This window comes from Rhizobium sp. BK377, from assembly GCF_014193935.1.
Lineage (GTDB): Bacteria > Pseudomonadota > Alphaproteobacteria > Rhizobiales > Rhizobiaceae > Rhizobium.
The window spans coordinates 81,319-102,531 of sequence record NZ_JACIAC010000008.1 but is presented as its reverse complement, the minus strand read 5'-3'; the positions used below and the strand labels follow the sequence as shown (position 1 = coordinate 102,531).

The following is a 21,213-nucleotide window of genomic DNA, read 5'->3' as shown; positions in this document are numbered from 1 at the left end:
ATTGATGACCAAGACGACTCTCCGGCTCAGGGCCGCCGCCTTCTCGTCCGTAATTCTTCTGGGCGCGTTCGTTCGGGCCGAAGCCGGCCAGGCAAGCTTCCTCGTGGACGTGCAGTCCGGACAGGTCTTGGAAGCGTCCAATCAGGACGATTTGAACTACCCGGCATCGCTCACCAAGATGATGACGCTCTATCTCACCTTCCAGGCACTCCATGAGAAACGCCTGAGCTGGGATCAGAAGATTACCATGTCGGAAAATGCCGAGAGCAAGGAGCCCTTCAAGCTCGCCATCGGCGTCGGCCGCAAGGTCACGGTCAAGGAAGCCGTGGAAAGCATCGTCGTTCTCTCGGCCAATGATTCCGCTGTGGCGCTCGCCGAACAGCTCGGCGGCTCCGAGCAGGCCTTCGGCACGCTCATGACGGACAAGGCCCGCCAGCTCGGTATGGCGAACACCGTCTTCAAGAACCCATCGGGACTGCCGGATCCGGGGCAGGTCACCACGGCGCGCGATATGGCGACCCTCGGTGTATCGCTGATGCGCGACTTTCCCGAGGAGTTCAAGCTCTTCTCCATGCGCGGCTTCCAGTTCCGCGGCATGAAACTGCGCGGCCACAACAACCTCATGTACCGCTACAACGGCGTCGACGGCATCAAGACGGGCTTTACCGACGCTTCCGGCTACAACGTCGTCACCTCAGCCGCCAAAGATGGCCGCCGCGTCGTCGGCGTCGTCATGGGTGAAAAGACCGCTAGCCTGCGCGACGACAAGATGGCCGGCCTGCTCGACAGCTACCTGCCCTCGGCCTCAAGCGCGACGGCGTCGGCAACGGGCGGCAGCCCGACGATGACGGATGCTCAACCGACAAAGTAAGCCAAGAACGAAAAAGCCCGAAGCCGCCTGACGGTTTCGAGCCTTATCGTTGAAAATGAAGGTTCAGATCGATTTCAGCGTCCAGCCGACGATTTGGTCGGTCACTGCCGTAAAGGCGTGGTCTAGCCCTTTCACGAAGCCCGCATTGTCGCCGCCGGCCGAAGACGTGGCGCGGAAGACCTGCTGGGCGCGCACCGTGCCGTTACGGTCGTTGAGGATCTTGACGGAGATTTCCACCACGGCCCTGTTGCCGGAGGAGGCGTCGATCTCGAAGGATCTGATGTCGCTGACCACCTGGTAGTCGATTGCCAGTCCCTGCCCCGGCTTTCCGACGCCACCGAGCTTGCCGGAATTTTCGAAGGCTTCGACGAGCTTCGACTGCACCATCCGCGGCAGCGTATCGCTCCACTGGGAACGTGACAGATACTGGATTTCCGAGGGCGAAACGCGGATGACGATCTGATCGCTGTTCAGCGCCTTCAGGGCCGTCGGATCAGCGATCAGAATCTGCTTGTTCTTGGCCGACGGGCCGGTGCCATCGACCGTGGCTGCCGAGAGATCGTAGGTGTCGTTCTTTGCCGTTGTTCCGCAGCCTGCCAGGAGTGCGGCCGTCAGCGGCAAAATAACCGCCGTTCCGCGGATCCAGGAACGGCGCGACATCACATGCGATAGACCCATATTACGCTACCCCTGACCTCTGTTTTTCTTTCCGCAATTCCGGACGTAAACCGCTACACACTTTTCCTGGAATTGCGCTAGCGCCGCGTGCGCCCGTCATATTGCTTGACCGTCGGCCCGCCGAAGATGATCCGCTGCGGGTTCTGGTCGAAATTGGAAATGGCATTGTTCAGATTATTGGCCGTGCCGCGCAGCTCGTTGACGAGCGTCTGGACGTCTTTCAGGCCGCTGCCCGAGAAGCGCTGCAGATTGTCAGCGATCGGTCCTATACGCGAATTGAGGTTATCGGCAACCTTTTTGAAGGATTCGAGCGTCGCACGCGCTTCGGTAAAGAGCGAGTTCGTATTGTCGGAGCCGAGTAGCGCATCGACCTTGATGAGAATGCCGTCGACGCGGGTCGACGCAGAGTTCAGCTTGTTGGCCATCTGTTGAACGTCCTGGATCGTCTGGTCGATGTCCTTCTTTCGGCCTTTGACCGTATCGGTGACATCGCGGATCGAGGCGACCGCAGAGCGCGCATCCTTCGTTGCCTGGGCGATATCGTCGACCGAACCTTTGACCTTATTGGCGTCGATAGCCGCGACCAGCGTATCGACGCGATCAAGCGTCTGCTGGGCCTGCTTGCCGAATTCGTTGTAGGTCGTGACGGTCTGGTCGACCTTGGCGACGAGGCTCTTCAGATCGCCCGAGGCATCGGCCACATCGCGGCTGACTTTCTCGGCGTTGGACAGGATCGTATTGATCTTCTGCGCATTGACCGCCTTCACGAGATCCTCGACGGCGGCAAGCGTCGAGTCGACCCGGCCCGAGACGTTGCGCACCGTGTTGGAGAGGTCGCCGACGCTCTGCAGGAAATTGTCGATATTGCCGGAATTCTTGGCGAGCGCATCCGAGAAGGTTTCGGCATTCTGCAGGGTTTTGGTCAGCGGCCCGCGGGCGTCGCGCACGAAGCCCTGCACGTCGCCGACGGCGTCGTTAGCGCGGTCGAGGATCTTGTCGGCTGTTGCGAGCAGGTTGGTCACGCTCGACTGGTCGGCGACGATGACGGCGCGTTTGCCGCTTTCCAGCGCCTGCTGTAAAATGTTCTTGTCTTCCTTGCGGCCGCCCGAAAGCTCGATATAGGCCGCACCCGTCAGGCCCTGGATTTCAAGGGCCGCCTTGGTGGACGGATAGATAGGCGCATCCGAGCGCACCTCGGTGAAAGCCAGCGAATATTGCGGATCGTCCGCGTCGATGGAAAGCGTCTGCACCGAGCCCACCTGAATGCCGTTGAAGCGAACGGGGGAACCGACGCTGAGGCCGTTGGCGGAGCCCGGGATGCGCACGATCAGCTCGGCCATCGGGCCACTCCGACCATATTCAGCCATCCAGTAGACGAAGCCGAATGCGGCCGCGATCACCAGAACGGTGAAAAAGCCGACGATCGTATAATTGGCTCTGGTTTCCATCGTCTCCGGTCACTTCCCGCTGTCATGCTGCGCCCTTACAGGCGCGTCTTCCTGCGGCACGATCGAACGCGCGCGCTTGCCCTTGAAATAGGCCTGAACCCACGGATCGTCGTAGGCCAGCATGTCGTCGATCGTGCCCTCCACCATTACCCGCTTCTTTCCGAGCACGGCAATACGGTCGCAGACGGAAAACAGGCTGTCGAGGTCGTGGGTGACCATATAGACGGTTAATCCCAGGCTATCGCGCAGATTGGCGATCAGTTCGTCGAACTCCGCAGCACCAATGGGATCGAGGCCGGATGTCGGCTCGTCTAGGAAGACGAGTTCCGGGTCGAGCGCCAGCGCGCGGGCGAGCGCTGCGCGCTTGATCATGCCGCCAGAGAGCTCGGACGGATATTTGTCGGCTGCGTCGGCTGCGAGCCCCACCATGCGGATTTTCAGATGCGCGAGCTCATCCATCAGCGTGACAGGCAGATCGAGATATTCGCGCATCGGTACCTGGATATTCTCCTTCACCGTCAGTGAGGAGAAGAGCGCGCCCTGCTGAAAGAGGACACCGAGACGCATGTCGAGCGCATTGCGCTCCGGCTCGTTCAGTTCGTCGAAATTCTGGCCGAGGATTTTAATGGTGCCGGATCGGCGTGGCAGCAGGCGAAGCACCGTGCGCATCAGCACCGATTTGCCGGTGCCTGAAGCACCGACGAAGCCGAGGATCTCGCCGCGGTAAATATCGAGATTGAGCTTGTCGAGCACCACCTTGGAGCCGAAGCCGACGGTGACGTCTCGCGCCGACAGCACGACGTCGCGATTGTCGTTCTTCGTCGTCTCGATCGGTTGCTGATCCACGTCGCCCGCCATGTCAGAAATCGATCGCTGCATAGAACATCGCAAAAAGCCCGTCCATCAGGATGACGACGAAAATCGCTTTCACGACCGAAGCCGTCACATGCTGGCCAAGCGATTCGGCGCTGCCGCCGACCTTCAGGCCTTCGACCGCCGCGACAATGCCGATAACGAGCGCCATGAACGGCGCCTTGATCATACCGGCAAGCACAGTGGAGAGCGTCACGGCCTCATGCAAGCGCGACAGAAAAGTGGCAAAAGTAATTCCGGAATAGGCATAGGCGACTGCAGCAGCACCCGCGAGCGAAGCGAAGTTTGCAATCACGGTCAGGAGCGGCAAAGCAACCGTCAGCGCCACCAGCCGCGGGAAGATAAGCACGCCGATCGGGTTGAGGCCCATGACCTTCAGCGCGTCGACCTCTTCACGCATCTTCATCGAGCCGATCTCGGCGGTGATCGCACTGCCCGAGCGGCCGGCGATCATGATGGCGGTCAGAAGCACGCCGATTTCACGCAGCTGCAGAATGCCGACGAGGTCGACGACGAAGATTTCCGCGCCGAAATAACGAAGCTGAAAGGCGCCCTGCTGCGCGATGATCGCGCCGATCAGAAAGGACATCAGCAGGATGATCGGAACGGCCCGCACACCCATATGGTCGATCTGGTTGACGATCGAGGCCGGCGAAACGCCGCTGCCGCGGCCGAACTTCATCTGCGCGCCGCGCACCGCCGATCCCAGGATATACATGGAGGCGGCGACATTGTCCCAGACATCGAAGGTCATCCGACCGATCGGCGCAAAAATGTGCTCGACGACCGAGAGCTTCTCCTTCTGCTCTGGCTCCTGCTTTTCGGGCTCCTTGGAGAAGGTGGCGATCAGCTCGTCGATGTGCTGGTTTGTACCTTCAAAACGAACCGCTCGTCCTGCTTCTTCCTGCTGTTTCTTTAGCCGGCAAAGCAACCAGACGCCGGCCGTGTCGATATCGGTAACATCAGAAAGATCAAGCGTCAGGTCGCCGCTATTGCTGCGCGCGAGCTTCTCAAAATCCTGCAGGACGAGATGGATGTTGGCGCTGCGCCAATTGCCTTCAAGATGCACATGCTGACCCGAGCCCTCGGCTCGGTCGTCGACATGCAGCGAGGCGGCGTTGCGTTTCTCGGACTTCAAAATACTTGTGTCTTTCAATGCTTGCAGCGACAGTCCCGACTCGCGAACGTGATATTCGCCGCCCGGCGCGTTAATATACAGAAGCAACGCGCAATTTCCATGCTCGCAGGAGAGCAAATATGCCGCGCAATCTTGATATCCAGATGAATTCATTCCCGATTGCGGGAACTTTCACCATCTCGCGCGGGGCAAAGACCTCGGCGGAGGTGATCACCTGCACGCTGACGGAATCAGGTGCCAAAGGATGGGGAGAATGTGTGCCCTACCGCCGCTATGGCGAGACGACCGAAAGCGTGATGGCGCATATCGAAGCGGCCCGCCCGCTGATCGAGGATGGCATCTCCCGCGCCGCGTTGTTGCATGCAATGCCGCCGGGAGCGGCCCGCAATGCCGTCGATTGCGCGCTGTGGGATCTCGAAACCAAACTTTCAGGCCGGAGCGTTGCCGACCGGCTCGATCTGCGCAAGCTGAAGCCGCTGACGACAGCCTACACGATCTCGCTCGGCGAACCCGATGTCATGGCGGCACAGGCGCGTGAACATGCGCAGCGCCCGCTTTTGAAGGTCAAGGTCGGCACCGACGACGACGAAAGCCGCATTCGGGCAGTGCGTGCTGCCGCTCCTAATTCCGCCATCATTCTCGATGCCAACGAAGGTTGGCCGGAAGACAGGCTGGAGCATCACCTTCGCATCGCTGCCGAAGCCAATGTCGCGCTGGTGGAGCAGCCGCTGCCGGCCGGACGCGACGACATGCTGGCCGAGATCGCCCGCCACATCCTCGTCTGCGCCGATGAAAGCGTCCATCACACCGGCGATCTTGCAAGCCTTGCCGATCGCTACGACGCGATCAACATCAAGCTCGACAAGACCGGCGGTCTGACCGAAGCGCTGGAGATGAAGGAGGAGGCCCAGCGGCTCGGCTTCTCCATCATGATCGGTTGCATGGTCGGCACATCGCTTGCGATGGCACCAGCGGTGCTCCTGGCGCAGGATGCCGATTTCGTCGACCTCGACGGCCCCTTGCTGCTTGCGCGCGACCGCGAACCTGGCCTGAATTATGCTGGTTCCCTCGTATTCCCGCCCGAAGGAAGCCTCTGGGGCTGAAGGTAATAGGCGATGATGACAAGGGCGAGCCCGAAGGCTGCGACACAGGCCATGACATAGTAGCTGTCGAGGCCGAGCGCGGAATAAATATAGCCGGAGGCGATCGTCATCAGGCCTGAAGCCATGCCGATATAGAAGAAATAGGCGCCCTGAGCCGAGGCCTCCTGGGTTTCCTGCACCGTCGCGACGATGCGCCGCTGCACGCCGGTATGCACGAAGGCATAAGTAAAGCCGTGCAGGCATTGCAGCGCAAGGAAACCGATGAAGCTTGTCTGCGTCGGGAAGAACACCCAGCGGCAGATGCTGACGGCGCAGCCGAAACGGATCAGCGTCCAGGCATTGAAGCGGCGGTTGAGGCGCCGCGACAGGAAGAAGACCGTCACCTCGGAGGCGACACCGGCGCTCCAGAGAATTCCGACCTCGGTGCCCGAAAAACCGAGCTGGTGCCAATAGATCGAGGAGAAGGCGTTGAGCAGCGCATGGCTTGCCTGCTGGATGGACACACCGAGCAGCAAAAGCAGCAGGTGCGGCTCGCGTAGCCCGCTGCCCGTCGTTGCCGGAAGGTTGATCGGCTGGCCGCGCCGCCGTGTCGGTCCGATACGCGGACAGAAGACCGCCATCGTAATGGTCAGCAGGAAGCCGAAGATCATCACGGGCAGCACCATGCCGCCGCCCCAGCGGCCGACCAATTCTCCGCCGATGAGCGTGGAAATGATGAAGGCGATCGAGCCCCAGACGCGCATCGAGCCGTAATCGAGGCCCCAGCGGCGTACCCCCGAAATCACGATCGATTCGACGACAGGCACATAAGGGGCAAAGGTCGCACCCTGCAGCGCAAAGACGATCAGCACCTGCCAGAAATTCGTCGTCCAGTAGAGCGCGATAGCCGTCAGCAGCGACAGGGCGCCCGACCACAGGAGGACATGCGCCCGCTCCTGCATGCGGTCGGCAAAGACTGCCACGATCGGTGCCACGAGAACGCGCACCACCATCGGCACGGCGAGGATCGTGCCGATCTGATGATCATTGAACTGGTGAGTCGCGAGCCAGACGGGGAAGAAGGGCAGGACGATACCGTTAACCAGTAGCGGCGCGCTGTAGCAAAGCGCGCTAAGCTGCCGGAAGCGCGGTGGCGCTCCCTCACCCGTTAAGGGATTTTGTGCGGGAATCATGATGGACCTGAAGGAAACTATTCGTTGCCTAACACATCCAATCCGACACGACTATTGCGAGAAATAGCCTCACTGAAACGTTTCGGAAATAGTTCGAAACGATTTAAAAAATAAATTGGGCCTGTCGCCAAGCGGCAACGGCTAAATTCCTGGTGCACCGGCGGAAGTCGCCGATGCGGTAGGCGCGCATTATTCAGGCAGCCTGTGGGGTGAGGTTGCCCTCTTCAAGCAATTCGACTGATGTCAGTGCCGGCACGTTGCTGGTCAGCGCGCGCCAGGTGATGAGTTCGAACGTGCCGTCTTCATGTTCGGCGATCGCTGTGCAGCTTTCGACCCAGTCGCCGGTGTTGATGTAGCGGATGCCATCCATATCCTCGATCACGGCGTGATGAATATGGCCGCAGATGACGCCGTCGGCGCCGCTCTTGCGGGCTTCTTCTGCTACCACGCGCTGGAACTCGCCGATGAAATTGACAGCGTGTTTGACCTGCAGCTTGGCCCAGGCCGAAAACGACCAGTAAGGCATGCCGAGGTGGCGGCGCACGGCAGCGAGAACGATATTGATGCGGATCGCTGTGTCATAGGCCCAGTCGCCGAGATAGGCGAGCAGCCGGGCGTTGCGCACGACGACGTCGAATTCGTCGCCATGTAGGATCAGATATTTCTTACCGTCTGCGCCGTCGTGGATGATGCGGTCGACGACTTCGATGCCGCCGAAATGCGTGCCTGGGAATGCGCGCAGGAACTCGTCGTGATTGCCGGGGATATAGACCACCCGCGTACCCTTGCGCGCCTTGCGCAAGAGTTTTTGGACCACGTCGTTGCAGACCTGCGGCCAATACCAGCTGCGCTTCAGGCGCCAGCCGTCGACGATATCGCCGACGAGGTAGATCGTGTCGGCTTCGTGATATCTCAGGAAATCCAGCAGGAAATCCGCCTTGGCGGCCTTCGAGCCGAGATGCACATCGGAAATGAAGAGAGTGCGGAAGCGCCGAGGTTCCATCATGTCTATCACAAGCCTTTCCGCTCGTGTCCCATCGTTCTTCGTGTGGTCTTCCAAAATCAGACTCGTGTATCAGGAAGATGACAAACCGCAGGAAAGGCCTGCAAAGCCGCTCAATCCACCGGTTAGAGCCTTCCCGGTCTGAATGCTGCAATCTGAGCAGGGAAGGCCTTCCGTCAGATCGCTGTCGCCAGCAGGTCAAAAAGTTCCGCCGCAGCCATTTCCGTACTGTTCCGACCGGTCGATTGATGTATGGAGAAGTCTCCAAAAGACTTCGAACAACGCTGGAGGCGGCGATGGATCACCAGGAAAAATCCAAAACGGAAAAGAATTCGGCAGGCGGAAGCCTCGACGAACAGGCGCTTTTCTTCCACCGCTATCCGCGCCCCGGCAAGCTGGAAATCCAGGCGACAAAGCCGCTGGGCAACCAGCGCGATCTGGCGCTTGCCTATTCACCCGGTGTTGCCGCCCCCTGTCTCGCGATCCGTGACAATCCGGAACAGGCCGCAGACTATACGTCGCGCGCCAATCTCGTTGCCGTGATCTCCAACGGCACCGCCGTACTCGGCCTCGGCAATATCGGTCCGCTTGCCTCCAAGCCGGTCATGGAAGGCAAGGCTGTCCTCTTCAAGAAATTCGCCGGTATCGACGTCTTCGATATCGAAGTGGATGCCGATGATGTCGAGCAGATGGTTTCCACCGTCGCCTCGCTCGAGCCGACTTTCGGCGGCATCAACCTCGAGGACATAAAGGCGCCGGAATGCTTCCGCGTCGAGAAGCAGCTGCGCGAAAAGATGAAGATCCCGGTCTTCCACGATGACCAGCATGGCACCGCGATTATCGTCGCCGCCGCCATCCTCAACGGTCTCGAACTCGCCGGCAAGAAGATCGACGAGGTCAAGATCGTCGCCTCCGGCGCCGGTGCGGCAGCCCTTGCCTGTCTCAATCTGCTGGTGACGCTCGGCGCCAAGCGCGAAAACATCTGGGTCCACGACCTCGAAGGCCTCGTCTATGAAGGCCGCGTCGAGCTGATGGACGAGTGGAAGGCCGTCTACGCGCAAAAGAGCGACACGCGCACCCTCGCCGACAATATCGGCGGCGCCGACGTCTTCCTCGGTCTTTCAGCCGCCGGTGTGCTGAAACCGGAATTGCTGGCGCAGATGGCTGAGAAGCCGCTGATCATGGCTCTCGCCAACCCCACGCCCGAGATCATGCCGGATTTGGCTCGCGCCGCCCGCCCGGATGCGATGATCTGCACCGGTCGTTCCGACTTCCCGAACCAGGTCAACAACGTCCTCTGCTTCCCCTATATTTTCAGGGGTGCGCTGGACTGTGGCGCCGAGACGATCAACGAGGAAATGAAGATGGCGGCCGTGCGTGCCATCGCGGCCCTTGCCCGTGAGGAGCCGTCCGACGTTGCCGCCCGCGCCTATTCCGGCGAAACCCCGGTCTTCGGCCCCGACTATCTCATTCCCTCGCCCTTCGATCCGCGCCTCATCCTGCGCATCGCACCGGCTGTCGCCAGGGCCGCTGCCGAAAGCGGTGTCGCGCGCCGGCCGATTACCGATTTCGATGCCTATCTCGACCAGTTGAACCGCTTCGTTTTCCGCTCGGGCTTCGTCATGAAGCCGATCTTCACGGCCGCAAAGGTGGCCGAGCGCAAGCGCGTGATCTTCTCCGAAGGCGAAGACGAGCGCGTGCTGCGTGCCGCCCAGGTGCTGCTCGAAGAAGGCATTGCCGAGCCGATCATCATCGGCCGTCCGCAGGTCATCGAAACGCGCCTGAAGCGCTACGGCCTGCGCATCCGCCCGTTACAGGATTTCGATGTCATCAACCCCGAAGACGATCCGCGCTTTCGCGAATATGTCGATCTCTATCTGCAGCTCGTCGGCCGCCGCGGCGTCATTCCGGAAGCGGCCCGCACCATCGTGCGCACCAACGCGACCGTCATCGGTGCGCTGGCACTCAAGCGCGGCGAGGCCGACGCACTGATCTGCGGTCTTGAAGGCCGTTACGAGAAGCACTTGCGCGATGTGCGCCAGATCATCGGCAAGCGCCCGAACGTGCGCGATTTCTCGGCACTCAGCCTGTTGATCTCGCAACGCGGCGCGACCTTCTTCACCGACACTTACGTCACCTTCAACCCAACGGCTGAGGAAATCGCCGAGGCGACGGTTCTGGCAGCTGAGGAAATCAAGCGTTTCGGCATCACCCCGCGCGCGGCCCTCGTCTCGCATTCGAACTTCGGCTCGCGCGAATCCGAAAGCGCCACCAAGATGCGCAATGCGCTGCAGCTGGTGCGCGAAGCGGCTCCCGATCTCGAAGTCGACGGCGAAATGCACGGCGAAAGCGCGATCTCCGATGAGCTGCGCCGCCGTGTCATGCCACACACCACGCTGCATGACGAAGCCAACCTGCTGGTCTTCCCGAACCTCGATGCCGCCAATATCACGCTCGGCGTCGTCAAGTCGATGACCGACGGCCTGCATGTCGGCCCGATCCTGCTCGGCACCGCGATGCCCGCCCATATCCTGGCGCCGTCCGTGACCTCGCGCGGCGTCGTCAACATGGCAGCGCTTGCTGTCGTCGAGGCATCGCAGCCGGCGTAACCGTCTGCGAAACGAGACCGTTGGCTCTGGAATATCAGCGGCGCCGTATTGCTCGGCGTCTCTGATCCGACAGCTCATCCGCCCGTTCGTTGCCTTCGATGCCGGAATGGCCCTTGCACCAGGCAATATATATCAGGGGATTCTTGGACAGCTCGCCATCAACGGCTTTCCAGAGTTCCGCATCTGATATCGCCCGGTTTCTGGCCTTGCCGTTCGGGTTGCTCTTCCTCCAGCCATTGTTCTTCCAGATAGGTCGCCAGCGGTTGCAGCCTTCGACGGCGTAGACGGAATCGGACCAGATGACTGCTGCTACGCCCGGTGCCGTGCGGCTGATCCAGATTGCAGCCTCGATCACGGCAGTCAGTTCCATCGCATTATTGGCGGTGTCCTCCAGGCTGCCGAAGCCGGACGCGATTTCCACACCGTCGCGGTAGGCGACGAAGGCCCACCCGCCCTGCCCGGATCGCGGCTCGAAACAGCCATCCACGAAAACGTGAAGGCCGCGGGTTTCCGGGATATCCGGTGTCCTTCCGGAGAAGTGGGTGCGGTCTGAAATTTTTGTCATATCATCTATTTAGCTATCAACGATCTCCCGCGCGATTGCGGGTGAGGCGGAGGCGGAACATCTGTCTTGCTAGATAAGATCGCAAAAATGCGCTAGGAATTACTCTGAGCTTATTAAGGGAAATAGGTTAGGACAAAGCGCGGTGGATGAAGCCGCAATCGACCGACAGATACTTTTCTCATTCCGGGACGACGTCGTGAAGCGCCGAAACCTGTCTCTCCTCCTTTTTCTGGCTTTCGCGGTCCCGGCGGAGGCGCAGACCAATGCGATCTGCGAGGATCTGCGTGGCCGCCTTGCCGACCTGCCGCAATCGATCGGCAGCAATGGAGCGGAGATGCGCCAGTACGCAGGCGCGCTTGCCGAGCAGAATCTCGAACTGCGCAAGGTGCGCGGCGATCTGCGCCGCTATGGTTGCACGTCGGGCAGCGTGATCGTCGTCGGCGGCGAGAACGCCGGATTCTGCGAGGAGCTCGCGCAGTCCGAAGCGAAGATGGTAGACAATGTCCGCTACCTGCAGGATCGCCGCAACGCGTTGCGCCAGGGTGGTGCCGATCCGGCCCGCGAGGAGCTGATGGCCGCGCTCGAAGACAATGGCTGCAACAGCGACAGCTTCAGTGAACCTGTGCAGGGTGACGCCTATGCGCCGGCTCCTTCGATCGATGAGCAAGCTATGCGTGGCGACACGTTCATCCCGCTCGGCGGCGGTGAACGCTACGGCCTGCCGCGGGCAGAAATGCTCTCGCCGGTCAGCACGATCTGTGTGCGCACCTGCGACGGCGGATTCTTCCCGATCAGCAACAATGCCACCTCGGTTGATTTCGGCCGCGATGCCGCAACCTGTGCCAAGATGTGCCCTGGCGTGGAGACGGAACTCTTTTATCGCGACATTTCCAGCACCGAAGCCGCAAACATGATTTCGACGGCGACGGGCGCCCCCTATGGCGCAATGAAGAACGCCTTCGCCTACAAGACCCGCGCGCCCGGCGAAAAATCCGCCTGCTCCTGCAATCTCAGCGCCTATTACGAGGAAATGCGCAAGAGCCAGACGGCCTCTGCGCCGGTGCCCGAGCCGAAGGGTTCGATCACCACGATCCGCACCGAAGCCCCGAAAGCCGCAAGTGCCCCGCAGGCGCAGGTGCCGGATCGTCCCTATGATCCGGCCGGCAACAAGGTGCGCCAGGTCGGCCCGCAATTCCTGGCGGGTGATCAGGGCAAGATCGATCTCGCCAATCCGGCAACATCAGGCCCTCAGCCGCAGCAGCAATAATGGCTCAGGTCTTTATCTGGCCCCAGCCGTCATGGAAGATGAGTTCGTCCAGCGGCATCCGATGCCGCCAGCCTTTGACCGCCAGTTCCGGCTCGTCATAGAGCCGGTCGACGAACCCCGCGCAGAGCCAGGCAACCACCTCGATATGGTCGGGAATGCCAAGGATCTCCTTCAGATCGCCTTCGCGAAATATGCTGACCCAGCCGATGCCGACGCCTTCGGCCCGTGCCGCGAGCCACAGGTTTTGGACGGCGCAGACGGTGGAATAGCTGTCCATGCGCGGATTATGCGTGCGGCCCAGCACCACGCTGCCGCTGCGCGAGGGGTCGCAGGTCACGCAGATGCCAAGCGGCGCTTCGACGATCCCTTCGAGTTTCAGCGACCGGTATTTTTCCTGCCGCTCGCGCGTAAACATTTGCGCGGCTTCCTCATTGGCCTTGGCGAAGGCGTCGCGCACACGCGCCCTCACCTCGCCACTCTTCACCAGAATGAAATTCCACGGCTGCATGAAACCGACCGAAGGCGCGTGATGGGCCGCTGTCAGCAATCGCATGACGAGGTCGTCCGGCAAGGAATCGGGCAGGAACTGGCTGCGCACATCGCGCCGCGTCATGATCGCGTGATAAACGGCCTCGCGTTCGGCCGCAGAAAAGCTGGATGCCGTGCAAACGGCATCATCAATGGGTCGCATCGTCAAATCCCCAACAACGCAACCGCCCGCCGTCCGCGCGGGTTGGGTCTATCTCGTCAGGCCGGTCTTCTGACTTGGCGTCTTTCGCCTGACCGCAGCCTTCCCGGCCTCGCGGCCAGTGGCGTGATGAGCGGCAAGCGTCGGCCTTACAGCGTTGGGCACGTTCCGGCTTTGCACCGGATTCCCGATTCTCCCGCTTGTAACGGCGGGCACCTGACCGGCGATCTATGGCGTGGAAACGGCGTGGCGGCAAGCGGCACGCGACGCCTATTCGAGATACCGGCTCCCGAAGCGCCCGTATGGGGTTCAATTCAGCGGTGGGCACCGGTATCCCATTCTACTTTATAATTTATTCACACATGAAATACACACTGCATCTGCGCGTTCTGGGTTGCAGTGAGGACATGGGCATGAGCGTTCATGATGCGGCCGCCAGCGTCGATGCCCGTATTGATACGCCGGTCGAGAACGTGTCCGACTGAGCCGCATTTCGAGGCCCCCGCGGGATGTTCCAATTTTTGAAGACGATGCCTCTGACAGCGAAGCTGGCGGCGATTATCGTTGCCGTCAATCTCTGCGGCATATCAGCCTTTGCGACGTACACCTGGTTATATGAAACCCGAGCATTGATCGATGGCGCCAAGGCCAACTGGTCCAAGGACGCGGAGCAGTTTGCATCTCTGGCCGCAGGCGGCGTGAAGTGGGGCAAGGCGAATGCCGTTCGAGATGCCTATTCTCTCTACCGCGACGATCCCTCGCTCGACCTTGTTCAATTCTCAGCATTCAATGCGGAACTCACCGCCGTCGATAGGTGGACACGCGACGGCGTCAATGGTCTGCCTGCATCGGCAGATCTTGCAAAGCGCCTGAGCGCGAAGCCGGAAAAAACGACGATTGACGACAGCGAAATATCCGCCGGCGTCGTGACGATCACAGCACCGCTACCACTCGATAAGTCGGGCAAGGCCACCGGCTACGTCGTCACGAACTGGTCCGTCGAGAAGATCGCGTCCGAAGTCAGGCAGAAGGTCTTCATTTCGGTGCTGACGCAGTCCCTGATCACCGCTATTGCCATTGTCGCATTTCTTCTCGCCATGCGCAGTCTCGTTGGCCGGCCGATCAGGATTCTCAGCGAGCGAATCAGCGCCTTGCAGAAAGGCGATCTCGCCTCTCCCGTCACCTATCGGGAAAACGGCGATGAAATCGGCTTTCTGGCCCGCGCATTGGAAGTTTTCCGTAACGAGGCGATTGCAAAGGTCGAAAGAGAGCAAGCCGCTGCCGAGCAGAGTGCTTCGCTTGATTCCGAACGGGCTCGCAACGCATTGTTGACGGAAGAAGCCAGCAAAACGCAGCGACTTGTCATGACCGCTCTTGCCAATGCGCTGGAAAAGCTCGCCGCGGGCGATTTCTCGATAAATCTCGCCGATCTCGGCCCCGAATTCGATAAACTGCGGCAGGATTTCAACAATATGGTCCAGGCAGTCGCTGCCGCGCTGACGGAGATCAAGACCGCCTCCGTGGCTGTTGAAAGCGGATCGAGCGAACTGGCCTCTTCAGCGGATCAGCTCGCCAAGCGGACCGAGCAACAGGCAGCAGCGCTGGAACAGACCGCCGCCGCTCTGGATGAGGTAACGACGACGGTCAGAACGTCGTCGCAGCGGGCCGAAACTGCCGGAAAACAGGTCGAGGAAACGAAGCGGAGCGCTCATGTCTCGGCGACCGTGGTACGTGATGCCATCGGAGCCATGGACCGGATTCAGACCTCGTCGAGCCAGATCGGCCGCATTATCGGCGTCATCGACGAGATCGCGTTCCAGACCAATCTGCTGGCGCTGAATGCCGGCGTCGAGGCGGCGCGCGCCGGCGAAGCCGGCAAGGGTTTTGCGGTCGTCGCGCAGGAAGTGCGTGAGCTCGCACAGCGCTCGGCAAACGCGGCAAAGGAAATCAAGAACCTGATCACCGTGTCTGGCCAGGAAGTTGCAGCAGGCGTCGGGCTGGTGAACGAGACCGGGGATGCTCTCCTGAAAATCGAGGAGCAGATCAACCGCATCAGCGACAGCATCGCTTCCATCGTTCAGTCCTACCGCGAACAGGCGACGGGCCTGCAGGAAATCAATGGTGCGATCAACCAGATGGACCAGGCCACGCAACAGAATGCGGCAATGGTCGAGGAAACGAACGCCGCCTGCCAGGAATTGCTCACCCAGGGACGCCTTCTGCAGGACTCGGCCGGCAGGTTCACTGTCAGCGCGGCTGCCGCCAGCCTGTATGCACCCGTTCAGCCGGTCCCTCGTCAACCTCGCCCGGAGCCGAGAGTTTCCGGGAAACGGCATGTAGGAAGTGCCGCGGTTGCCGCTTCTCCCGGTGCCTGGGAGGAATTCTGACCCCATCGTCGTTCGATACGCTCATCCCATCAGCCAATAACCAGGAAGGAACAGTTATGAAGAAAGTCGTGACCGCATATCTTATGGCCTGCGCCGCATTTGCCGTCCCCATGGGCGTATCCATGGCGCAGGATGCCAAGCTTGCGCCGATCGCCGACTATGTGACGAGCGACGTAAAGCCTTGGCTTAATGACCCCGCAGTCATCGAAGCCATCAAGGCGCAAAATGCCGCGAACGCGAGCTTGGGGGCAGCCGACATCGACGCCCTCGACAAGAAGTGGCGTGCCGAGGTCGATGGCTCCGACCACACGATGATTGACGGCGTGCTTGGCAATGCATTGTCCAAATTCCTCCAGGAAAAGAAGGCTGCATCCGATGGCAAGATCGCAGAGATCTTCGTCATGGACGCGAAGGGACTGAATGTCGGCCAAAGCGACGCTACCTCCGACTACTGGCAGGGCGACGAGGCCAAGTTCCAGAAATCCTTCGGCGCCGGGAAAGATGCCGTTTTCGTCGATGAGATCGAAAAGGACGAATCCACGCAGGCGCTGCAGTCGCAGGCAAGCGTCACCATCTCCGACGACAAGGGAACGCCGATCGGCGCCATCACCGTCGGCGTAAACGTCGACGCGCTTTAATTTCCTGCGTCTGCAAATTCATATCGCCCGGACGCAAGCGGTTCGGGCGATATGCGTAACAGGACCTCAAACACACCTGCTCAACAGCAGCAAATTCTGCGTGACAATTCGCATTGGCATAGTTAGATAGGCGCCATGTCGATTTCGTCCGTTTACGCACCGCGATTTTATTCGTACCGCTGCTTCCAGCGGATGCGGGTCTGTGCGTAACCGAAACTAACGCGACGACAACCCGAACAGCCGCTAGTCTACCTGGCGGCTTTTTTGTTCCGCACGGTATGACCAAACAGGAGAGCATACCGTGACTGACACCATTGATGATCTGCGCATCGTCGAGATCACCCCGCTGACCAAGCCTGCCGATATTATCAAGGAAATCCCACGCACCGCCGCGGTTACGCAGACCGTGACCAGCACGCGCGACACGATCCACAATATCCTGACCGGTCAGGATGACCGCCAGCTGGTCATCATCGGCCCCTGCTCCATCCATGATCCGGCGGCCGCCCGCGAATATGCGTCCCGTCTCGTCGAGCAGCGACGACGCCTCTCCGGCGATCTCGAAATCGTCATGCGCGTCTATTTCGAGAAGCCCCGCACCACCGTCGGCTGGAAGGGGTTGATGAACGACCCGCATCTCGACGGCACCTACCGCATCGAGGAAGGTCTGCGCATCGCGCGCCGCCTGCTGCTCGACATCAACGCCATGGGCCTGCCGGCCGGCTGCGAATTCCTCGATACGATCACGCCGCAATACATCGCCGATCTCGTCAGCTACGGCGCCATCGGCGCGCGCACGACCGAAAGCCAGATCCACCGTCAGCTCGCCTCGGGTCTCTCCTGCCCGATCGGCTTCAAGAACGGCACGGATGGCGGCGCGCGTGTCGCGCTCGACGCGATCATGGCCGCTTCCCAGCCGCACCATTTCCCCGCTGTCACCAAGGAAGGTCAGGCAGCGATCGCCTCCACCCGCGGCAACGAGGACTGCCACATCATCCTGCGCGGCGGCAAGCGCCCGAACTACGAGGCTGCCGACGTTCAGGCTGTCATCGCAGAAGCAGTCAAACTCGGCGTCGACCCGCGCATCCTCATCGATGCCAGCCACGCCAACAGCAGCAAGGATCCGATGAACCAGCCGAAGGTCGTCCGCGACGTCGCCGGCCAGATCGTCGCCGGCAACCACCACATCAAGGGCATGATGATCGAGAGCAACCTCGTCGCCGGCCGCCAGGATCTCGTCCCCGGCAAACCGCTGGTCTACGGCCAGTCGATCACCGATGGCTGCATCGGCTGGGATATGTCGGTCGAAGTGCTCGAGGATTTGGCGAAAGCCGTCCGCGACCGCCGCAAGGCTGCTGTAGCTGCCTAGTCGTTGCATCAATCGCGGCGGGCAAACCCCGCCGCCAATTCACAAAACGGCTTGTGGAGTCGGCGATGGCGATGCAATCGTAACGCCTTATGATTGAATATTTTAAGGACAGAAAACTTGATTGCCGCTCCTGCTCGCTTGCTTTTTGCCTGCTGTATAGCGTCAGCTTTAGGATTCAATGCCTCGCTCGCCAATGCTGACGCAGTTGATAGCCCAAGTGTTTTTAAGCTAGGTAGTTCGCTAGATGAGGTCCGTCGTATCTCAAGCGAGCGGGGTTGGAAGGTGAGAGTGCTTTCACCTGCCTTTCCCGGTCAATGGTATGTTGATGGCGCAGAGGTTGGGCTTGTCGTTTGCAATAACAACCAAATCGCCGCGGTGACGAAAACACGAGATGGAGGCGTTGATGAGTTCGCCTCGATCGTGTTCTATTCTTTCACATCCAAGTATGGTCGACCGGAAACGACCGTAGTGGCATTTCAGTCGGGACCGACCACAGTTTCAAGTATCGATTCAAAATTCCCCCCTTCCGGGGGTGAGTCTGTTTCCGTGCAACTACAAAGCATCGGAGGGCACTCAAGAGTTACTGTGCACCGCGCTTCTGAAACATTGTGTCCGGCGGAAACAGCTCCCGCTAATCAGTGACTGCCCACCTCCCCATCATCAAATGGTGCTGCGCCGCCCTCAAGCCTTCACTGGAAAATACCGCACATAGGCGAATTCGTCGCCTTCGGGCGACCAGTTCGGCACGTTGATCGTGCCCTGCCCGCCGAAGAGTTCGAACAGTTCCGTCAGGTTACCGCCATCCATGTCCATCATGCGCAGGCGAACATTGAGATCCCGCGGATGATCGAAGACATCAGGGTCGTAGGAGAGGATCAGCACCTTGTCGTTGTTGGGTGACGGATGGGCGAACCAGTTGCCGTAATTGTCCGATGTCACCTGCTCAAGACCGGTGCCGTCGGGATGGATACGCCAGATCTGCATCAGCCCGGTACGGCTCGAATTGAAATAGATCCACTGCCCGTCCGCTGACCAGTCCGGCCCGTCATTGCGGCCCTCGCCATGCGTCAGCCGCTTCTCCTCGCCGCCATCGACCGAGATCGTATAGATGTCGAAGACGTCGTTGCGGATGCCGCAATAGGCAAGCTCGCGCCCGTCAGGCGACCACCCATGCCAGTAGGACGGCAGGTTCTTGGTGATCAGTCGCGGCTTGCCGCCCTCGATCGGCAGGATGTAGATCGCCGACTTGCCGAACTCGGTCTTGTCGGAAATGACGATCTCCTCGCCATCGGGCGAAATGCCGTGGTCGTTGTTACAGCGGACCGCAAAGCCGGTATCGACCCGCTCGACAAGATCGCTGCCGTCGAGCCGCAGGCGATAGAGCAACCCGTCGCCATTGATCAGCAGATAGGCTCCGTCGCGGGAAAAGTTTGGCGCCTCCACCAGTGCCTCCGTCTGCCAAACAACGCGGCTTTCGCCTCTCCTGACGTTGTAGATTTCGACAGAACTGCGCATCTCGCTCTCCCGGATGAGTTTCTAGCGATCCCGGAATCGGTTGGTGATCGGGTAGCGCCGGTCGCGGCCGAAATTCTTCTTGGTGATCTTCACGCCCGGTGCCGACTGACGGCGCTTGTATTCGGCGAGATAGAGCAGATGCTCTATACGATGCACCGTCTCGACATCATGGCCGCGCGCCACGATCTCCTCGACCGCCATTTCCCGTTCGACCAGGCATTCGAGAATGTCGTCGAGGACAGGATAGGGCGGCAGCGAATCCTGGTCCTTCTGGTCGGGACGAAGCTCGGCCGAAGGTGCCTTGTCGATGATATTCTGGGGAATGACCACGCCCGAGGGGCCGAGCGCATCCGGCGGCACATTCTCGTTGCGCCAGCGGGCGAGCGCATAGACCTGCATTTTGTAGAGGTCCTTGATCGGGTTGAAGCCGCCATTCATGTCGCCGTAGAGCGTCGCGTAGCCGACCGACATTTCCGACTTGTTGCCGGTCGTGACGACCATCGAGCCGAACTTGTTGGAGATCGCCATGAGGATCGTGCCGCGCGCGCGGCTCTGCAGGTTTTCTTCGGTAATGCCGCTGTTCGTTCCCTCGAAGAGGTTCGACAGCGCCGAGGAAAAGCCGGTCACCGGCCCTTCGATCGGCACGATATCGTAGCGGCAGCCGAGCGCCCTGGCGCAATCGGCTGCATCCTTCAGCGAGTCTTCGGACGTATAGTGGTACGGCAGCATGACCGTGCGCACCCGCTCCTCACCGAGTGCATCGACGGCGATCGCCGCGCAGATTGCCGAATCGATGCCGCCGGAGAGGCCGAGCACGACATTCTTGAAACCGTTTTTGTTCACATAGTCGCGGAAGCCGAGCAGGCAGGCGCGATAATCGGCCTCCTCGCTTTCGGGAATGCGCGCCATCGGCCCTTGCCCGCAATGCCAGCCGTTCTCTGTGCGCTTCCATGTCGTCACGGCGAGCGCCGGTTCGAACTGGCTGAGCTGGAAGGCAAGCGACTTGTCGGCATTGAAGGCGAAGCTTGCGCCATCGAAGACGAGCTCGTCCTGGCCGCCGAGCTGGGCAGCATAGACCATCGGCAGCCCGGTCTCGATCACCTGCTTCAGCACCACCTGATGGCGGATATCGACCTTGCCGCGATAATAGGGCGAACCGTTCGGCACGAGCAGGATTTCCGCCCCGCTTTCGGCCAGCGTCTCACACACACCGAGATCACCCCAGATATCTTCGCAGATCGGAATGCCGATGCGCACGCCGCGGAAATTCACCGGACCCGGCATGGCGCCCTGGTCGAAGACGCGTTTCTCGTCGAACTCGCCATAGTTCGGCAGGTCGATCTTGTCTCTGATGGCAATGACCTTGCCGCCATCGAGCACGGCGATGGAATTGTAACGCCCCGTTTCGTCCTGGCGCGGGAAGCCGATGACGACGCCCGGCCCGCCATCGGCGGTGTCGGCCGCAAGGCTTTCGACCGCTTTCCAGCAAGCATGGATGAAGGCCGGCTTCAGAACCAGATCTTCCGGTGGGTAACCGGAGATGAAAAGCTCGGTCATCATCAGGAGATGCGCGCCCTGGCGCGCCGCATCGGCGCGCGCCTCGCGCGCCTTGGCAAGATTTCCGGCGATATCGCCCACTGTCGGATTGAGCTGGGCGATGGCGATGTTGAACGTGTGGGAGAGAGCATTTTCCTGTGTCATGCCATTCATTTAGTCCGCCCCGTCGTGCACGGCAATAAGCCGCTTGAAAAGCCGTAGCCATCCGCCGCAAAAATTTGATGAAGGCAGGACGGTCCCCGCGCTCATCCCTCAGTTTGCCTTGCGCGACGCCGATACGCATTGCAATTTGCGGCGACGGCGGAATACTGCGCGCCAATTCGATCCATTCT

18 protein-coding genes and 1 riboswitch are annotated in these 21,213 nt (G+C 60.5%); of the genes, 8 read left to right on the top strand and 10 right to left on the bottom strand.

What is annotated here, in order from left to right; genetic code table 11:
* Positions 1-4: 4 nt before the first annotated feature.
* Positions 5-871, top strand: coding sequence for a D-alanyl-D-alanine carboxypeptidase family protein (locus FHT92_RS25835; protein ID WP_183830730.1), 867 nt, complete (start codon positions 5-7; stop codon positions 869-871).
* A 63-nt stretch (positions 872-934) separates the two neighbouring features.
* Here FHT92_RS25835 and FHT92_RS25830 read toward each other — a convergent pair whose 3' ends face one another.
* From FHT92_RS25830 to FHT92_RS25815, 4 genes are all read right to left on the bottom strand, one after another.
* Entirely contained in the window at positions 935-1,549 is a 615-nt protein-coding gene (locus FHT92_RS25830; protein WP_183830729.1) for an ABC-type transport auxiliary lipoprotein family protein, read from the bottom strand.
* A 77-nt stretch (positions 1,550-1,626) separates the two neighbouring features.
* Positions 1,627-2,997, bottom strand: coding sequence for an MlaD family protein (locus tag FHT92_RS25825; protein WP_183830727.1), 1,371 nt, complete (start codon positions 2,995-2,997; stop codon positions 1,627-1,629).
* Between the two features lie 9 nt (positions 2,998-3,006).
* Positions 3,007-3,855 carry an ABC transporter ATP-binding protein gene (locus FHT92_RS25820; RefSeq protein ID WP_183746747.1) on the bottom strand — a complete coding sequence of 283 codons (849 nt, stop codon included), beginning with the start codon at positions 3,853-3,855 and terminating at the stop codon, positions 3,007-3,009.
* Position 3,856: 1 nt separating this feature from the next.
* Entirely contained in the window at positions 3,857-5,026 is a 1,170-nt protein-coding gene (locus tag FHT92_RS25815; protein ID WP_183830972.1) for an ABC transporter permease, read from the bottom strand.
* A gap of 101 nt (positions 5,027-5,127) precedes the next feature.
* Between FHT92_RS25815 and dgcA the strand changes: the two genes are divergently transcribed.
* Complete coding sequence (dgcA, locus tag FHT92_RS25810; RefSeq protein ID WP_183830725.1) at positions 5,128-6,111, top strand: N-acetyl-D-Glu racemase DgcA; 984 nt, start codon at positions 5,128-5,130, stop codon at positions 6,109-6,111.
* On the opposite strand, the gene FHT92_RS25805 is transcribed toward dgcA, so the two are convergent.
* Together FHT92_RS25805 and FHT92_RS25800 are read right to left on the bottom strand one after the other, a co-directional pair.
* Positions 6,063-7,283 carry an MFS transporter gene (locus tag FHT92_RS25805; RefSeq protein WP_183830723.1) on the bottom strand — a complete coding sequence of 407 codons (1,221 nt, stop codon included), beginning with the start codon at positions 7,281-7,283 and terminating at the stop codon, positions 6,063-6,065. The genes dgcA and FHT92_RS25805 overlap by 49 nt on opposite strands.
* Before the next feature lie 193 nt (positions 7,284-7,476).
* On the bottom strand, positions 7,477-8,289 hold the full coding sequence (locus tag FHT92_RS25800) for a UDP-2,3-diacylglucosamine diphosphatase (protein WP_183747586.1): 813 nt from the start codon (positions 8,287-8,289) through the stop codon (positions 7,477-7,479).
* A gap of 293 nt (positions 8,290-8,582) precedes the next feature.
* Between FHT92_RS25800 and FHT92_RS25795 the strand changes: the two genes are divergently transcribed.
* Positions 8,583-10,895, top strand: coding sequence for an NADP-dependent malic enzyme (locus tag FHT92_RS25795; protein ID WP_183830721.1), 2,313 nt, complete (start codon positions 8,583-8,585; stop codon positions 10,893-10,895).
* Between the two features lie 34 nt (positions 10,896-10,929).
* Here FHT92_RS25795 and FHT92_RS25790 read toward each other — a convergent pair whose 3' ends face one another.
* A complete protein-coding gene (locus tag FHT92_RS25790) occupies positions 10,930-11,460 on the bottom strand; it encodes a ribonuclease H (RefSeq protein WP_183830719.1) in 531 nt (176 codons plus the stop codon).
* 196 nt (positions 11,461-11,656) lie between these two features.
* On the opposite strand from FHT92_RS25790, the gene FHT92_RS25785 reads away from it, so the two are divergent.
* A complete protein-coding gene (locus FHT92_RS25785) occupies positions 11,657-12,727 on the top strand; it encodes a DUF2865 domain-containing protein (protein WP_183830717.1) in 1,071 nt (356 codons plus the stop codon).
* A 4-nt stretch (positions 12,728-12,731) separates the two neighbouring features.
* Here the strand turns inward: FHT92_RS25785 and bluB are convergent, their stop codons facing one another.
* Entirely contained in the window at positions 12,732-13,418 is a 687-nt protein-coding gene (bluB, locus tag FHT92_RS25780) for a 5,6-dimethylbenzimidazole synthase (protein WP_183830716.1), read from the bottom strand.
* Positions 13,419-13,459: 41 nt separating this feature from the next.
* Positions 13,460-13,650: riboswitch (cobalamin riboswitch) on the bottom strand.
* Between the two features lie 127 nt (positions 13,651-13,777).
* Between bluB and FHT92_RS29700 the strand changes: the two genes are divergently transcribed.
* The 4 genes from FHT92_RS29700 (at position 13,778) to FHT92_RS25760 (ending at position 17,809) form a co-directional block, all read left to right on the top strand.
* A complete protein-coding gene (locus FHT92_RS29700; RefSeq protein ID WP_281413046.1) occupies positions 13,778-13,900 on the top strand; it encodes a hypothetical protein in 123 nt (40 codons plus the stop codon).
* A gap of 24 nt (positions 13,901-13,924) precedes the next feature.
* Positions 13,925-15,802 carry a methyl-accepting chemotaxis protein gene (locus tag FHT92_RS25770; RefSeq protein WP_183830705.1) on the top strand — a complete coding sequence of 626 codons (1,878 nt, stop codon included), beginning with the start codon at positions 13,925-13,927 and terminating at the stop codon, positions 15,800-15,802.
* 56 nt (positions 15,803-15,858) lie between these two features.
* Entirely contained in the window at positions 15,859-16,440 is a 582-nt protein-coding gene (locus FHT92_RS25765) for a hypothetical protein (protein WP_183830703.1), read from the top strand.
* Positions 16,441-16,741: 301 nt separating this feature from the next.
* Entirely contained in the window at positions 16,742-17,809 is a 1,068-nt protein-coding gene (locus FHT92_RS25760) for a 3-deoxy-7-phosphoheptulonate synthase (RefSeq protein WP_183830701.1), read from the top strand.
* A 681-nt stretch (positions 17,810-18,490) separates the two neighbouring features.
* Here FHT92_RS25760 and FHT92_RS25755 read toward each other — a convergent pair.
* Positions 18,491-19,324 (bottom strand): TolB family protein, encoded by an 834-nt coding sequence (locus tag FHT92_RS25755; protein WP_183830699.1) that lies wholly within the window; start codon positions 19,322-19,324, stop codon positions 18,491-18,493.
* Between the two features lie 21 nt (positions 19,325-19,345).
* Positions 19,346-21,025: an NAD+ synthase gene (locus tag FHT92_RS25750; RefSeq protein ID WP_183830969.1), complete on the bottom strand. Its 1,680-nt coding sequence runs from the start codon at positions 21,023-21,025 to the stop codon at positions 19,346-19,348.
* Between the last annotated feature and the right edge of the window lie 188 nt (positions 21,026-21,213).

Coding starts and splice junctions, on each gene's coding strand:
- dgcA (WP_183830725.1), top strand. CDS start 5,128: ATGCCGCGCAATCTTGATATCCAGATGAATTCATTCCCGATTGCGGGA.
- FHT92_RS25790 (WP_183830719.1), bottom strand. CDS start 11,460: ATGACAAAAATTTCAGACCGCACCCACTTCTCCGGAAGGACACCGGAT.
- FHT92_RS25800 (WP_183747586.1), bottom strand. CDS start 8,289: ATGATGGAACCTCGGCGCTTCCGCACTCTCTTCATTTCCGATGTGCAT.
- FHT92_RS25820 (WP_183746747.1), bottom strand. CDS start 3,855: ATGGCGGGCGACGTGGATCAGCAACCGATCGAGACGACGAAGAACGAC.
- FHT92_RS25805 (WP_183830723.1), bottom strand. CDS start 7,283: ATGATTCCCGCACAAAATCCCTTAACGGGTGAGGGAGCGCCACCGCGC.
- FHT92_RS25770 (WP_183830705.1), top strand. CDS start 13,925: ATGTTCCAATTTTTGAAGACGATGCCTCTGACAGCGAAGCTGGCGGCG.
- FHT92_RS25830 (WP_183830729.1), bottom strand. CDS start 1,549: ATGGGTCTATCGCATGTGATGTCGCGCCGTTCCTGGATCCGCGGAACG.
- FHT92_RS25795 (WP_183830721.1), top strand. CDS start 8,583: ATGGATCACCAGGAAAAATCCAAAACGGAAAAGAATTCGGCAGGCGGA.
- FHT92_RS25755 (WP_183830699.1), bottom strand. CDS start 19,324: ATGCGCAGTTCTGTCGAAATCTACAACGTCAGGAGAGGCGAAAGCCGC.
- FHT92_RS25835 (WP_183830730.1), top strand. CDS start 5: ATGACCAAGACGACTCTCCGGCTCAGGGCCGCCGCCTTCTCGTCCGTA.
- FHT92_RS29700 (WP_281413046.1), top strand. CDS start 13,778: ATGAAATACACACTGCATCTGCGCGTTCTGGGTTGCAGTGAGGACATG.
- FHT92_RS25825 (WP_183830727.1), bottom strand. CDS start 2,997: ATGGAAACCAGAGCCAATTATACGATCGTCGGCTTTTTCACCGTTCTG.
- FHT92_RS25765 (WP_183830703.1), top strand. CDS start 15,859: ATGAAGAAAGTCGTGACCGCATATCTTATGGCCTGCGCCGCATTTGCC.
- bluB (WP_183830716.1), bottom strand. CDS start 13,418: ATGCGACCCATTGATGATGCCGTTTGCACGGCATCCAGCTTTTCTGCG.
- FHT92_RS25750 (WP_183830969.1), bottom strand. CDS start 21,025: ATGACACAGGAAAATGCTCTCTCCCACACGTTCAACATCGCCATCGCC.